Raw genomic sequence first — 12,879 nt, forward strand, 5'->3', positions numbered from 1 at the left:
TGTTGGGAACAATGCTCGTGTTGCTGCCAAAAGATTAGGAGGACGAATGCTGACCGGAACCTGCCATTGTGGCGCGGCCCGCTGGACTTTGGAGGGCGATCCCGGCTCGATCACAGCCTGCAACTGCACGCTTTGCCGCCGCTATGGCGCGCTGTGGGCTTACGATTATGTTGACGAACGCATCCGTCTTGCGGGACCGACAAGTGCTTATAGGCGCTCCGGAAAGGATGACCCGTCGCTCGAGATTCTGTTCTGTCCGACATGCGCCTGCGTTCTGACCTGGCGTGGTTTGCGCTCCAGTGCCGCCGGTCGCACTCGAATCGCCGTCAATGTGAGGCTCGCGCCGCCTGACGCCGTCGCCGACCTGCCAATCGACCATTTCGATGGTCTCCACACGTTCGAGGACCTGCCGCGCGATGGTCGCTGCGTGCGCGATATGTGGTTCTAGGTGGAAAAATCTGACACTCAGCACCGGTGCGGAAGGGCGAAAGATGACCCTTGGCGGTGGTTCGTTCGCGACCGGCCAAATTCACGCCCATGACCCTTTCGAGACCTTCCGGAGTCGAATTCTCTTCTTGGAAGCGGACATTGGCCGGAACCAGCATTCGTGACCCCAAGCCGACCTTCATCAACCCATTTTGCTACCCAATAGCCGACATTCGCGGCAACCAGTACTGGTGGACCCAACTCGGAAGTTCGTGATCGCAAGCTAAATGGAGTGCGTTCCCCTAGGTCGCTGCTCCACAAGCGGCCGCCGCGTGGTAAGGTGCGTGCTGTTTGAGCGTCAAGGCGGAGAAGCATGGAACGCCGTTTGGCTGCTATCCTCGCTGCGGACGTGGTCGGCTACAGCCGCCTTATGGGCGCCAATGAGGCCGGCACACTTACGGCGTTGAAGGCTCATCGGGAAGAGCTTGTCGAAGCGAAGATTGCCGAGCACCGAGGGCGCATCGTCAAGCTGACCGGCGACGGCATCCTGGTGGAATTCCCGAGCGTGGTGAACGCGGTCGCGTGCGCGACAGACATCCAGCGTAAGATGCGCGAGCGCAACGTCGACGTGCCACAGGACCAGCGGATCGAGTTCCGCATCGGCGTCAATCTCGGTGACATTATCGTCGACGAAAACGACATCTACGGCGACGGCGTGAACGTTGCGGCGCGTATCGAGGGCATTGCCAAGCCGGGTGGCGTTGCTGTCTCGGGCACTGTCCGTGACCACATCGGCAACAAGCTCGACCTCGCATTCGAGGATAGGGGCGAGCAGACCCTGAAGAACATCGATCCCCGGTTCGTGTCTTCGACGTAATGCTCGATCTACCGACCAGCAGGCGGATCGCCACACTCTCCTCGAGTTCCGCGACCTTCGCAAAGGCGAAGCTCTCGATCGCGGTGCTTCCGTTCGCCAACATGAGCGGCGATCCTGAACAGGAATACTTTGTCGACGGCATCACCGAGGACATCATCACCGATCTGTCGAAGGTCTCGGCGCTATCCGTCATCGCGCGCAACTCGGTGTTCACCTACAAGGGCAAGCACGCCGACGTGCAGGAGGTGGGTAGGCGCTTCAACGTCGCCTACATTCTCGAAGGCAGCGTTCGAAAGGCTGGCCAGCGCGTGCGCGTCAATGCACAGCTCATCGACGCGAAGGACGGCACGCACCTCTGGGCCGATCGCCACGACCGCGACCTGACGGAAATCTTCTCCATGCAGGACGAGATCACGAAGAAGATCGTCGAGCAGCTGAAGGTCAACCTGCTGCCGCATGAAAAGAAGGCGATCGAAGCACCGACGCAAAACATCGACGCCTATAACTACTATCTCCGGGGCCGCCATCTCTATCATCTACATACCCAGCAGCATGTGTTGCTTGCACAACGCATGTTCAGGAAGGCGGCGGAGCTGGACCCGAGCTATGCGCGCGCCTATGCCGGCCTCGCCGATTGCGCCTGGTTTCTCTATATCAACCAGCATGAAGACACGACTGTGAACGATATTCACGTGGCGAGCCTGAAGGCGCTTGAGCTGGACCCCAATCTGGCGGAAGCGCACACCTCCTACGGGATGGCGCTCCACTACAAGGATCGCTACCCCGAAGCCGTCGCCGAATTCGAGCGGGCGATCGAACTGGCCCCAAGCCTCTATGAAGCTTACTATTTCTACTGCTTTGCCGCGCGCGATCGGGGCGACCTTGAGACATCGGCACGGATGGACGAACACTGTGTTGCGCTCTCGCCGGATGATTACAAGGAGTGGCTCATCCTTTCGCAGACTTATGCTGACCTTGGGCGTGACGAAGAAGCCAGACGGACCGCACTGATTGGCGTTGAGCGAGCCGAACGCGCGCTCGCCGCACATCCCGACATCCCGCTGGCGGCCAGTCTTGGGGCCGGTGCGCTGGTCCGACTCGGCGAAAGAGCGCGCGCGCTCGAATGGGTGTCTCGCGGCTTAACCATCGCCCCGGACGATCCGCTGACGCAATTCAACGCCGCATGCGACTATTCGCTGTTGGGCGAAAGCGAGCAGGCCCTCGACTTGCTCCAGCGCTGGGCCGTCAACGCGCCCCAAGCAACCGCTCGCTGGCTGATCGACAGCGATTTCAAGAATGTCTACGACCATCCGCGTTTTCAGGCGCTGCTGATGCAAGTTGGACTGCCAACCGGACCGTTCATACAGACCGGGCATCGGCCAGAAAACGAAAGCTAACCTACGTCGCCATCAGCCACCCGGACAGCTCGACGATGAGGGACGAAAATACTCAAGGCGATATTGATACTGGCAAAGGCGATCGTGCTCGGCATGGTGCTCGCTTCTCGAACGCCGGAAACGCGGCGTGGAGGTGGGCGGCGGCTTGCGATTGCCGGACAATAGCTGACCTGCGCAGAAGCATTGGGCTGAGGGATTGACTGAGTGCTGTGAATGCGGGCGAGCGGCTACCTCGACTTCCGTAACGGGTCGACTCTAGCCCTTACGTGAAGGTCCGCTTCGGAGTATCGCCGGGAATGTCAAGAAATGGCGCTGGTCGCTCATTTCCAGTCGACAATCGAACGGCACGAAACCACGCATTTCTGCTCTTCACACGCGGTAGCAAGCGTCAGGATTTCACCCTGCTTCTAGAAGATTGGCCGCGAGACCCGGTGCCAAGAGGCACCGTAGGCGAATGCCAAATGACAACGCAAACGGTCGGTTACGACCGCCCGTCGGCAAATTGAGTCAAGCCGTTGAGATTTTGATTCAGGCGCTTTGCGCGCTGGCGGTGTGTCCCAGCGCCACGAAGACGGTGCGCACGATGCCGGCGGCATCAAGCCCGGCGTCGGCGTACATCTTTTCGGGCTTGGCGTGATCGACAAAAGTGTCGGGCAACACAAGCGGGCGTACCTTCAGGCCGTTTTCCAGCAGTCCTTCATGGGCCAGGAATTGCAGCAGATGGCTGGCGAAGCCGCCGACCGCGCCCTCTTCCACCGTTACCAGAACCTCATGCGAGCGCGCCAGCCGCCGGATCAGATCCTCGTCGAGCGGCTTGGCGAAACGAGCATCGGCGACCGTGGTGGAAAGCCCTGCCGCGCCGAGCTCCTCGGCCGCAAGCCAGGCAGTCCTGCAGCCGCGTGCCGAAGGAAAGCAGCGCAACCTTGGTGCCCTCCCTGACGATACGGCCCTTGCCGATTTCGAGAACCGAGCCACGCTCCGGCAGGTCGACGCCGAGCCGTTGCCGCGCGGGTAGCGGCGTGTATGGAAGCTGAGCTTGCATCTTTGCAAGTAGCTGGGAGACCGCCATGGATGATTGGAACAGCCCCCGCCTCGTGCTCGCGATGCCCCGCCGCGGCTCTCTCACCGAGGCCGCGCAGGAACTCGGCGTAAACCATTCGACAGCGTTCCGACGGCTGAACTCGCTCGAGGATGTCCTTAGCGTCCGGCTTTTCGAACGTCTGCTTGGCGGCGTCTATGCCGCGACTGCTGCCGGCGAGCGCGCCGCGGCTGTAGCGGAGCGCATGGAAACCGAAACTGCCGCACTCGACCGGGAAATCCTTGGCCGTGACCGGAGCCTGCGGGTTACGTCTTCGGAGACCCTCGCGTTCAGCTTGTTGACGAAACATGTCGACCGGTTCCGCGAGGCGCATCCGGGGATCGCGATCGAACTGGTTATCGACAAAAGAGTGCTCAGTCTCTCACGCCGGGAGGCCGACATCGCAGTTCGGGTCAACCGGCCGAAGGAAGGCGACCTTTTTGGACGGAAGCTCGCCGATGTCGCCTGGACTGTTCATGGTACGCCTGAACTGGCGGATGGCGCTGACGCTGGGCGGCTGGAATCCCGCCCTTTCATCGGCTGGGAGGAGAGGGTCAGCGGGATCAACGTGGCCGACTGGATGGCCGCACGTCTGGACGCGGCGAGTTTGGTTTACCGGACCAACAGCGTCGTCAACCAACTTGTGGCGGCGCGCTTGGGCATGGGCTGGCTGTCCTGCCCTGCTATCTCGGCGATCTCGAACCCGGGTCTGGTGCGGGTGACCCCCGAACCCATCCCGGAACTTGTCCGCGAACTGTGGATGGTCACGCATTCGGACCTGAAGACTACCGCTCGGGTCCGCGCCTTCTTCGAAGTCGTAGGAGGGGAACCTGCCAGGGAGCAAGCGCTCATTTCGGGATCCGTTGGATGCGGTGGGAAAAGCCCAAAGCAAACGGATGGGTTCGTCCAAGATTCAGGCGTCCTTTAATTCACCGCAGCAATGTGGACCCTCATCGCCAACCGCGAGATGGCTACGCCGTCTCGGTCTGATGCTTGGGTACGAGGGTGTCACGTCTCATAGGAACTAAAGCCGTGGCGGCGCAAAATTTTCGGGGCCGGACATCTGGCCGGCAGGCCGGCCCCGCTTCAAGGTCATTTCTCGATGCTGGAGGTGACGGACTGGATCACTTCCGTCGCCATCTTGAATTCCTTGGTGCGGCTTTCGATGCCGTGGCGCCTGGCGATGTAGTCGAAGTCGGTGTAGGCCGCGTAGACCGAGCCATCAGCCGTCTGGTAAACGACGACGCGCACCGGCCAGTCGAGGCCAGCTTTCGGATTCGCGGTGATGAAGGTCGTGCCGAGTGCCGGGTTGCCGAACATGATGAGCCGCGACGGCCTGACGACATTGCCGGCGGCGTTGCCGAGCTTGGCCTGGTCGATGACACCGAACAACGTGATGCCCTTGTCGGCGACATCCTTCTTGATCCGCGACACGGTCTCTGCAACCGAATAGCCGCTCTTGACTGTGACGACGCCGTCGGACGCCGTCTCAGCATTCGCCTGGGCCAGAAACCCCGGGGTGGCAAGCGTCAGGACAAGCGCCGTCGCCGCGAGGGTCGATTTGACTGAATTGATCATTTTTCTTTCTCCGTGAGTGAAGCCGGTCCGATGACCGGCTGGAAGAAGGATGCGGAAAGGCTCGGCGGATTGATAATGCCGTTCGATGCCTGAATTGATGAGTGGAGCGTATGGCTGGCAGGTTCCATGGAAATGCCGCCGCTCATGAGCGGCGGTAAACGTCGAGGTGAAGCGGGATCAGACGCGTGGCGCCGTCAGCGGGCGGGCGATTATCGTTGCCGCGATCAGGGCGGCGACGAGAACAACAACGCAAGCGGTCCAGCCGAGCCGGTCATAGACCTGGCCGAGGACAAAGCTGCCGACCAACCCGCCGGAATAGTATGAAGCAAGATAGATACCGCTCGCAGCGGCCTTGTCGCGGGCGGCGACGCGGCTGACATGGCCAGTCGTGATCGCCTGCGCCAAGAATGTTCCGATGGCGATCAGCGCCATGCCCGCAAGAACGATCGGCAGATTTGGAGTGAGCAGCGCCAGAAGGCCGGCGACGGCAATCCCGAGCGTCAGGACGATGCCGCTGGCCGGGCCGAACCGCCTTGCCACGCGGCCGGCGAGCGGGGTTGTCAGCATCGACGGCAGAAATACGAAATAAACGAGACCAAGCGCCATCGGCGACAGGGCCAGCGGTGCTGCGGCCAGTTGGAAATTCACATAGGTAAACGTGCCGATGAAGACGAACAGGATCAGGAAGCCGATCGCGAAGCTGCCGCGCAGTTCTCGGTTCTTAAAGTGGGCTTTCCAGGCGCCACCAACGGGAGGGTGGTCGGCGTCAATTCGCATCATGCGGTCGGTCTTCTTCAGAGTCAGCCAGACCAGCAACGCGCCGGCAATATTTAGGGCAGCGAAGGTCAGGAAGTTGATGGAGATGCCAAAGCCGTCGGCAACAGCCGCCGAAAGGATGCGGCCGAAGAAGTTGCTGGCGACGTTTCCGGTGACGTAGGCGGCGAGCGCGCCTGCCGCCTGGCCGGGTGAGAAATGCTCGGCGAGGTAGGCGATCGTCAGCGTGAAGGCCGCCGACATGCACAGGCCCTGCAGGACGCGCAGGAGGGCAAATATTGCGATGCTGTCGGTCATCGAAAGTAGCGCAGTCGGTATGGCGAGCACGACAAGGCTGAACCATATCCCGTTGCGCCGGTCGATGTTGCGGCCGAGTAGCGCCACCGCGACGCCGGCGATCGCCATTCCAAAGGTGCTGGCGTTCACCGCGAAACCCATCGTCGCGCGGCTGACGCTGAATTTGACGACGAGCGAGGGAAGGATCGCCTGCGCGGCGAAAAGGTCGACGAGCGTCAGAAATGCGATCAAGGCAATGATGCCGAAACGCAGGCTGTCCGTCGACACCCTGCGGAGCCTCGAGGCAACGGCTTCGTCATAGCTGGCCATCGGAATTTTTCCGTGCATGGTTCGACGCTCCCGAAGGGGACCGGGAACGCCGATGGAGGTTGAGGGTCAATTAGCGGGACGCTGCGGTCCGGTTACATCGCGTCGTGGGCGTCCATGTCCGGCGGCAGGATGTCGGCCGAATAGAGCACGGCAGGAACCGAACCGTTGTTCTTCCACCAATGCGCGAGCTGGCCGAACTCGGCGGTGGCTTCGCCGGCCTTGTGCTCGATCGCCACCTTGCAGGTGTTGCTGTATTCGCTGATCGCGCCCTCGGCGACCAGGATATTTGCCGGACGCGTGGAGTGGTCGTGCCACGGCACGACGCCGCCGGGCTGCACGACGAGCTTGCGCAGACGGAACCTATTGCCCTTCCAGGCGTCGCCCTTCGTGCTGAGGTCGATCGTGCTGATGACCTCGTCGGTGACACCTTCCGGCGCGCTCGGCATCGACTGCACGGCATTGGTGGCGACCTGGTCGACCGGGCATTCGCCGGCGTGGGCAGGTGCTACAGCGAAAGCCGCGGCCGAAGCGAGCAGGCCGAACGCAAGAACAAGTTTGATCGGGTTGCGAGGTGCTATGACTTTCAAAAACATTTTGCGGCTCTCCTTTTATCGAGCCCGGCAATGGGAATTCATGCGGGGCGTGATGTGGAGATTGGGCGAGCACGGCTGCCAAGAGAAATGCCGGGTACTTCTGAATTCCATAGCCTGAAGCTATCGCGTGAGCCTGGGCGCAGTCGTACCGGCTCGCACCCGAACCGCAGGCGTAATCCTGCGTAGTCGACGGAGTTTCGATTACGCGGCGGAACGGCGCATCGAAACCGGTGATGCGCCCTCTGCCCAGCCATAGGATTTGACCGCACCGACAAATGTCGACACCGCGGGCGAGAAGCGGCGGCCGGCGACAGTGACGAGGCACACATCGCGGGTCACCTCCGGCTCTGTCACCGGCCGCACCTGCAGCCCTGGAATCACGGCGGTGTATTCGGGGAGGAAACAGATGCCGAGCCCTCCGGCAACCATGTTCTGGATCCAGTCCTCTCGCTCGCTGGAATAGGAGATGCGAAGCTTCACTCCGCGCTCGACGCAAAGATGAGAGAGATGGTCCCAATACTCGCAGTTGACGCGTCTTAGATAGATCTCGCCGTCGATCGCGCTGATTGGCACGGTTTCGTGCTGCGTCAGCCGATGGCCGGTCGGGAACGCCAGCATGAAGCGTTCGCGAAAGAGTGGCGTCACGTCGAAGCGTTCCGGGAAGTTTTCGCTCGACGACATGATTGCGACGTCGATCTCGCCCGCCTCGAGCAGTTGTGAGAGCCGGCTTGGTACCCCTTCAACCAACTGCAACTGAATTCCCTTGTGGCGCATGTTGAAATCCGTGAGCAAACCGGTGAAGCGGCGCGGGCCGATCGTGCACATGATGCCGACCTTCAGATGCGCGTCCTTGAGACAAAGGAAGCGCGAGGCTTCCTGATGCACGCCGCTCAGTTCATCGAGGATCTGTTGGAAGCGCGGCCGAAGCAGCGCGCCAAGATCGGTGATGTGGGTCAGATTGCGCTCGCGCCGGAACAAAAGGCCGCCGACCTCGTCCTCGAGCTGCTGGATCGCGCGGCTGAGCGCCGGCTGGGTGACGTTGCATTTCTCGGCGCCGCGCGTGAAGTTCCGCGTATCGCAGACGGCGAGGAAATATCGGATGTGGTGGATGTCCATGCCAATCCCCTAGCGCGCCCGAACCTTCTCCAGCCAATGCAATGGACGCATGGATTTGATAGCACAGCGGCATTTTATTGTTGAGCGCGCATCGCTCAAGGTCCCGCAGAACAGCCGCAGCGTTGCGGCACATCAACGGAGACCGAAATGCTCGACGTCAGCAAACCTGAAACCGATACGCTTGCAATGCGCCGCCCCCTGGAAGGCCGGACGGCGATCGTGACCGGCTCGACCAGCGGCATCGGCCTCGGCATCGCCCGCGCCCTGGCGAAGAACGGTGCTGCCGTCATGCTGAACGGGTTCGGGGATCCGGTGGAAATCGAAACGCAGCGTGCCGCCTTGGCCGAGGAAAATGACGTCGACGTCGCTTACGACAACGCCGACATGTCGAACCGCGACGCTATCCACGTGATGGTGGAACGGGCCGTTGCACGCTTCGGCCAGATCGACATCGTGATCAACAACGCGGGCATACAGCATGTTGCGCCCGTCAGCGAATTTCCCGTCGCCAAATGGGACTCGATCCTGGCGATCAACCTGAGTTCGGCTTTCCATCTGATCCAGGCGACCTTCGAGCCGATGAAGGGTCGCGGCTATGGCCGCATCATCAACATCGCTTCCGCCCATGGGCTGATCGCCTCGCCTTTCAAATCAGCCTATGTCGCAGCCAAGCACGGCATGGTCGGGTTGACGAAGGTGGTCGCTCTCGAGGGCGCCGAGTACGGCGTGACTTCGAACGCGATCTGTCCAGGCTATGTCTGGACGCCGCTCGTCGAGAAACAAATCGAGGATCAGGCGAAGTCGCACAACATCGCCCGCGACGCCGTTATCCGCGACATCTTTCTGAAGAACCAGCCGACCAGGCGCTTTGCGACTGTGGAAGAGATGGGAGCGCTTGCGGTATTTCTCTGCAGTGACTGCGCAGCTTCGATCACCGGGACAGCCTTGCCGATCGACGGCGGCTGGACTGCGCACTGAGCGCACCGTCATCGTCAAAACGTCTGCAATTTTACGCGAGGAGGGTACCGGTGAACACTCATGCCGAGGTTGTGAAGCTTGCCTCCAGCCAATCGGAACCGGCCGCGGCCAGCGTGGTCCGCGGGAAGCGGACGATCAACCTCGCGCTTCAGGGCGGAGGCGCGCACGGCGCCTTCACATGGGGTGTCATCGATCGGCTCCTTGACGAGGAGAACTTGTCCTTCGAGGGGGCAGTCGCCACCAGCGCCGGGGCTATGAACGCGGCGGTGCTTGCCTACGGGCTCGCCGAAGGCGGACGGCGCGGCGCGCAGAAGGCGCTTGCGAATTTCTGGCGCCGCGTCAGCCACGCGGCGGCCTTCAGCCCTTTGCAGCCGAGCCTGCTTGACAAGATGGCCGGGTCGCGTTCGCTCGAATACTCCCCGGCCTTCCTGATGCTCGACATGGTGACGCGGTTGATGTCGCCCTATCAGTTCAATCCCTTGAATTTCAATCCGCTGAAAAACGTTCTCGAGCAGTCTATCGATCTCGATGCCGTCCGCATGTCGCGCTGTCCGCTGAAACTCAACATCTGCGCGACCAATGTGCGGACCGGGAAGGTCAAGGTTTTCTCCAATGACGAGCTGTCGATCGACGCCATCATGGCGTCGGCATGCCTGCCGTTCCTGTTCCAAGCCGTCGAGATCGACGGCGAGGCCTATTGGGACGGCGGTTACATGGGAAATCCGGCAATCTTCCCGCTGATCTATTCCTGCGACACGCCGGACGTGCTGATCGTACACATCAATCCTATAGAACGCGCCGAACTGCCGCGCTCGGCGACGGATATCCTTAATCGCATCAATGAGATAAGCTTCAACTCTTCGCTTTTGCGGGAAATGCGGGCGATCGCCTTCGTCACGCAACTGATCGACTCGGAGGCTGGCCAGACGCTCGACCTCAAGCGCATCTTCGTCCACGGCATTTCGGACGACGAGACCATGAAAAAGCTTGGCGTCTCCAGCAAGCTCAATGCCGATTGGGGCTTGCTTACGGATCTTCGCGACCGCGGCCGTGAACGCGCCGAGGAATGGCTCGAAGCCAACTATAACCACATCGGACAGCGTTCGACGGTGGACATCCACGAACGCTATCTCTGACAACAACTCCCGGCCGGCATTATCCCCCTCTGGATGCCGGTTTGCTGAGCCCTCCGGCAACCCTCCCGGAGGGCTCTTTTCATGCAGCCGGCGCATACAGCGCGTCTATCGAAACCATGCCAAGACAGCATTTCAGTTGATGGCTGCGATCGAAGAGAGTGGCTTCAGACGGGCTGATCGCCGGTCTGAACCAAACACAAACCCAGGAGACGGAAAATCATGATCAATACCAAATCGCTCATCGGCTCGGCTTTGGCCGCGGCTACCACGCTCGCCGCCAGCGCTGCCTTCGCCGGTCCGGCCGCTCAGCCGGAGTACTCGTTCGAAAAGTGCTACGGCGTCGTCAAGGCCGGCCAGAACGATTGCCAGACCGCCACGCATTCTTGCGCCGGGACCTCTACGGCCGACAACCAGTCCGACGCATGGATCTATGTGCCGGCCGGCACTTGCGGAAAGCTTGCCAGCGGCAGCACCGAACCCAAGGCCTGATCCACTCCCACGCAACCCAATGGAGACGACTGATGCCCAATAAGCTTCCCACCCTCCCAATTCCGCAAGCTGCGGGCATCGGTCTTCGCTCGCCGCACATTGCTGAAATGCTTAGCCGCCGCCCGTCGGCGGGTTGGTTGGAGGTTCATGCCGAAAACTACATGGGCGGTTCAGCTGCCGTCGCCGCGCTCGAAAAACTGCGTGAAACCTACCCCCTTTCTGTGCACGGCGTAGGGCTGTCTCTCGGCAGCGCTTCCGGCGTCGACCGCGACCATCTGGAACGCATGCGCAAGGTATGCGTGCGCTTCGAACCCGATCTTGTTTCCGAACACCTCGCCTGGAGCGGCGCCGATGGAGCCTACCTCAACGACCTTTTGCCGCTCCGTTACGACGAAGCAGCGCTCGCGATCGTCGCCAACAATATCAAGCTCGTTCAGGACACTCTGAAGCGCCGCATCCTGATTGAAAATCTCTCTGCCTATATCGAGTTCAGCGGTTCGACGATGACAGAGGCCGAGTTCTTGGCCGAGCTTGTGAAGCGCACGGGATGCGGCCTGCTTCTCGACGTGAACAACGTCTACGTTTCCGCCCACAATCTCGACTTCGACGCGGCTGCGTTCATCGAGGTGCTGCCTGCCGAGGCGATCGGCGAGATCCATCTGGCAGGCCATGCCGTCAACGACGTTGGCGATGACACCGTCCTGATCGACGACCACGGCTCGCGCGTGCCGCCCGCCGTGTGGTCACTCTATGCCGGCGCGATCGAGAAATTCGGCCCACGCCCCACGCTGATCGAATGGGATACCGACGTGCCCGTGCTCGACGTGCTGCTGGGCGAAGCCATGTGGGCGGATATGCTTGCCGCTTCGATCGCCTTCCGCAAGCGGCAGGATTCCCTTCCTGTTTCCGCGCCGAAGCAGTCCGCTCCAGGCATCGTCGTTCCGTTCGAACGCGATGCACCGCGCGGTCAGATGCCGGTGCTTGCCGCTTTCGATGCGATCAAGCCCGCGCGCCTCGCTGCTGACCGTGACGTCAGGAGGAGCCGCCATGCTGCCGCTTGAACATCTGCAGAACATCATCGCGCAGTCCGTGCTTGGCAACCCGCAATTCGGCCTTTCGTCGCTCGTTTCAGCGGGCCGCGCCGATCCATGCCGACGGCTGCGCATTTATGAGAACAATACCCGCGCCTCGCTGACAGCGACGCTGATGGCCGTATTCCCCGTCGTCGTTCGCATGGTCGACGAGCGGTTCTTCCGCTATGCCGCAAGCGAGTTCATTCGTCAGCATCCCCCCGGCGAGCCAAGGCTGGTGCGCTACGGCTCCGACTTCCCGCGCTTCCTCGGGACCTTCCAAGGACTGGCTGAAATGCCCTTCGTCGCGGAAACGGCGCGGCTTGAATGGGCGATCGCCGAGGCGCTTGATGCGGCATCACTGCCGGCGCTGAACCTGGCGGCACTGGATGGCGAAGCCTCGAGCTCGACCCTCGAACTGATGCTCCAGCCATCCTTGCGCCTCGTTATGTCGCATTGGCCGGTACTGTCGATCTGGTCGGCGCATCAGAACGGTGGCGTTCCGGATCAAGCTGACGTCTGGCAGCGAAAAGCCGAGCGCATCGCGCTCTGGAGGCACGGCGACAATGTACGCTTCGCGCGCCTCACGAGCGCCCAGTTCTCGTTCCGCCATTCTCTGAAAAAGGGCCTCGGCCTGGAGAGGGCCGTTTCACACGCCCTCACGCACGAACCGATGTTCGATGTCCTCGGCGCCCTCGTCAGCCTGTTCGGCGAAGGCTTGGTGACCGGCATCGGCTTCGACCACCCGCAGTAAACGAAAT

Annotated in this window: 13 protein-coding genes and 1 pseudogene; 8 read left to right on the top strand and 6 right to left on the bottom strand. The window is 61.5% G+C overall.

Going from position 1 to position 12,879, the window contains the following annotated elements; genetic code table 11:
- The first annotated feature begins 46 nt into the window (after positions 1 to 46).
- Together AC0L16_RS01670 and AC0L16_RS01675 are read left to right on the top strand one after the other, a co-directional pair.
- Positions 47 to 448, top strand: a complete 402-nt coding sequence (locus AC0L16_RS01670; protein WP_473618616.1) for a GFA family protein — start codon at positions 47 to 49, stop codon at positions 446 to 448.
- A 351-nt stretch (positions 449 to 799) separates the two neighbouring features.
- Positions 800 to 2,700, top strand: a pseudogene (locus tag AC0L16_RS01675) (TPR end-of-group domain-containing protein).
- Between the two features lie 528 nt (positions 2,701 to 3,228).
- On the opposite strand, the gene AC0L16_RS01680 reads toward AC0L16_RS01675, so the two are convergent.
- Positions 3,229 to 3,621 (bottom strand): transketolase C-terminal domain-containing protein, encoded by a 393-nt coding sequence (locus tag AC0L16_RS01680; protein ID WP_473618617.1) that lies wholly within the window; start codon positions 3,619 to 3,621, stop codon positions 3,229 to 3,231.
- 146 nt (positions 3,622 to 3,767) lie between these two features.
- Here AC0L16_RS01680 and AC0L16_RS01685 point away from each other — a divergent pair, with 146 nt between their 5' ends.
- Positions 3,768 to 4,706: a LysR family transcriptional regulator gene (locus AC0L16_RS01685; protein ID WP_473618618.1), complete on the top strand. Its 939-nt coding sequence runs from the start codon at positions 3,768 to 3,770 to the stop codon at positions 4,704 to 4,706.
- A gap of 164 nt (positions 4,707 to 4,870) precedes the next feature.
- Here AC0L16_RS01685 and AC0L16_RS01690 read toward each other — a convergent pair whose 3' ends face one another.
- The 5 genes from AC0L16_RS01690 to AC0L16_RS01710 all read right to left on the bottom strand — a co-directional run bounded on the left by AC0L16_RS01690 (position 4,871) and on the right by AC0L16_RS01710 (position 8,445).
- Entirely contained in the window at positions 4,871 to 5,356 is a 486-nt protein-coding gene (locus AC0L16_RS01690) for a DUF302 domain-containing protein (RefSeq protein ID WP_128183694.1), read from the bottom strand.
- Positions 5,353 to 5,484: a hypothetical protein gene (locus AC0L16_RS01695; protein WP_473618620.1), complete on the bottom strand. Its 132-nt coding sequence runs from the start codon at positions 5,482 to 5,484 to the stop codon at positions 5,353 to 5,355. Before AC0L16_RS01695 ends, AC0L16_RS01690 begins: the two co-directional genes overlap by 4 nt.
- Before the next feature lie 49 nt (positions 5,485 to 5,533).
- Positions 5,534 to 6,736, bottom strand: a complete 1,203-nt coding sequence (locus AC0L16_RS01700) for an MFS transporter (RefSeq protein ID WP_473618776.1) — start codon at positions 6,734 to 6,736, stop codon at positions 5,534 to 5,536.
- 92 nt (positions 6,737 to 6,828) lie between these two features.
- Positions 6,829 to 7,329 carry a cupin domain-containing protein gene (locus tag AC0L16_RS01705; RefSeq protein ID WP_473618621.1) on the bottom strand — a complete coding sequence of 167 codons (501 nt, stop codon included), beginning with the start codon at positions 7,327 to 7,329 and terminating at the stop codon, positions 6,829 to 6,831.
- A gap of 201 nt (positions 7,330 to 7,530) precedes the next feature.
- Positions 7,531 to 8,445: a LysR family transcriptional regulator gene (locus tag AC0L16_RS01710; protein ID WP_473618622.1), complete on the bottom strand. Its 915-nt coding sequence runs from the start codon at positions 8,443 to 8,445 to the stop codon at positions 7,531 to 7,533.
- 147 nt (positions 8,446 to 8,592) lie between these two features.
- Between AC0L16_RS01710 and AC0L16_RS01715 the strand changes: the two genes are divergently transcribed.
- From AC0L16_RS01715 to AC0L16_RS01735, 5 genes are all read left to right on the top strand, one after another.
- Complete coding sequence (locus AC0L16_RS01715; RefSeq protein ID WP_473618624.1) at positions 8,593 to 9,423, top strand: 3-hydroxybutyrate dehydrogenase; 831 nt, start codon at positions 8,593 to 8,595, stop codon at positions 9,421 to 9,423.
- Positions 9,424 to 9,473: 50 nt separating this feature from the next.
- Positions 9,474 to 10,559, top strand: coding sequence for a patatin-like phospholipase family protein (locus tag AC0L16_RS01720; protein WP_473618625.1), 1,086 nt, complete (start codon positions 9,474 to 9,476; stop codon positions 10,557 to 10,559).
- Positions 10,560 to 10,778: 219 nt separating this feature from the next.
- Positions 10,779 to 11,048 carry a BufA1 family periplasmic bufferin-type metallophore gene (locus AC0L16_RS01725; RefSeq protein ID WP_473618626.1) on the top strand — a complete coding sequence of 90 codons (270 nt, stop codon included), beginning with the start codon at positions 10,779 to 10,781 and terminating at the stop codon, positions 11,046 to 11,048.
- Between the two features lie 32 nt (positions 11,049 to 11,080).
- On the top strand, positions 11,081 to 12,109 hold the full coding sequence (gene bufB / locus AC0L16_RS01730; protein ID WP_473618627.1) for an MNIO family bufferin maturase: 1,029 nt from the start codon (positions 11,081 to 11,083) through the stop codon (positions 12,107 to 12,109).
- Positions 12,096 to 12,872 carry an HvfC/BufC family peptide modification chaperone gene (locus tag AC0L16_RS01735; protein ID WP_473618628.1) on the top strand — a complete coding sequence of 259 codons (777 nt, stop codon included), beginning with the start codon at positions 12,096 to 12,098 and terminating at the stop codon, positions 12,870 to 12,872. The genes bufB and AC0L16_RS01735 overlap by 14 nt, the downstream gene beginning before the upstream one ends.
- The last annotated feature ends 7 nt before the right edge of the window (positions 12,873 to 12,879 follow it).

This window comes from Mesorhizobium sp. WSM4848, assembly GCF_055811375.1.

Excerpts from the sequence above, each read along its gene's own strand:
- AC0L16_RS01670 (WP_473618616.1), top strand. The coding sequence starts at position 47 with ATGCTGACCGGAACCTGCCATTGTGGCGCGGCCCGCTGGACTTTGGAG.
- AC0L16_RS01685 (WP_473618618.1), top strand. The coding sequence starts at position 3,768 with ATGGATGATTGGAACAGCCCCCGCCTCGTGCTCGCGATGCCCCGCCGC.
- AC0L16_RS01690 (WP_128183694.1), bottom strand. The coding sequence starts at position 5,356 with ATGATCAATTCAGTCAAATCGACCCTCGCGGCGACGGCGCTTGTCCTG.
- AC0L16_RS01695 (WP_473618620.1), bottom strand. The coding sequence starts at position 5,484 with ATGGAACCTGCCAGCCATACGCTCCACTCATCAATTCAGGCATCGAAC.
- AC0L16_RS01700 (WP_473618776.1), bottom strand. The coding sequence starts at position 6,736 with ATGGCCAGCTATGACGAAGCCGTTGCCTCGAGGCTCCGCAGGGTGTCG.
- AC0L16_RS01705 (WP_473618621.1), bottom strand. The coding sequence starts at position 7,329 with ATGTTTTTGAAAGTCATAGCACCTCGCAACCCGATCAAACTTGTTCTT.
- AC0L16_RS01710 (WP_473618622.1), bottom strand. The coding sequence starts at position 8,445 with ATGGACATCCACCACATCCGATATTTCCTCGCCGTCTGCGATACGCGG.
- AC0L16_RS01715 (WP_473618624.1), top strand. The coding sequence starts at position 8,593 with ATGCTCGACGTCAGCAAACCTGAAACCGATACGCTTGCAATGCGCCGC.
- AC0L16_RS01725 (WP_473618626.1), top strand. The coding sequence starts at position 10,779 with ATGATCAATACCAAATCGCTCATCGGCTCGGCTTTGGCCGCGGCTACC.
- bufB (WP_473618627.1), top strand. The coding sequence starts at position 11,081 with ATGCCCAATAAGCTTCCCACCCTCCCAATTCCGCAAGCTGCGGGCATC.
- AC0L16_RS01735 (WP_473618628.1), top strand. The coding sequence starts at position 12,096 with ATGCTGCCGCTTGAACATCTGCAGAACATCATCGCGCAGTCCGTGCTT.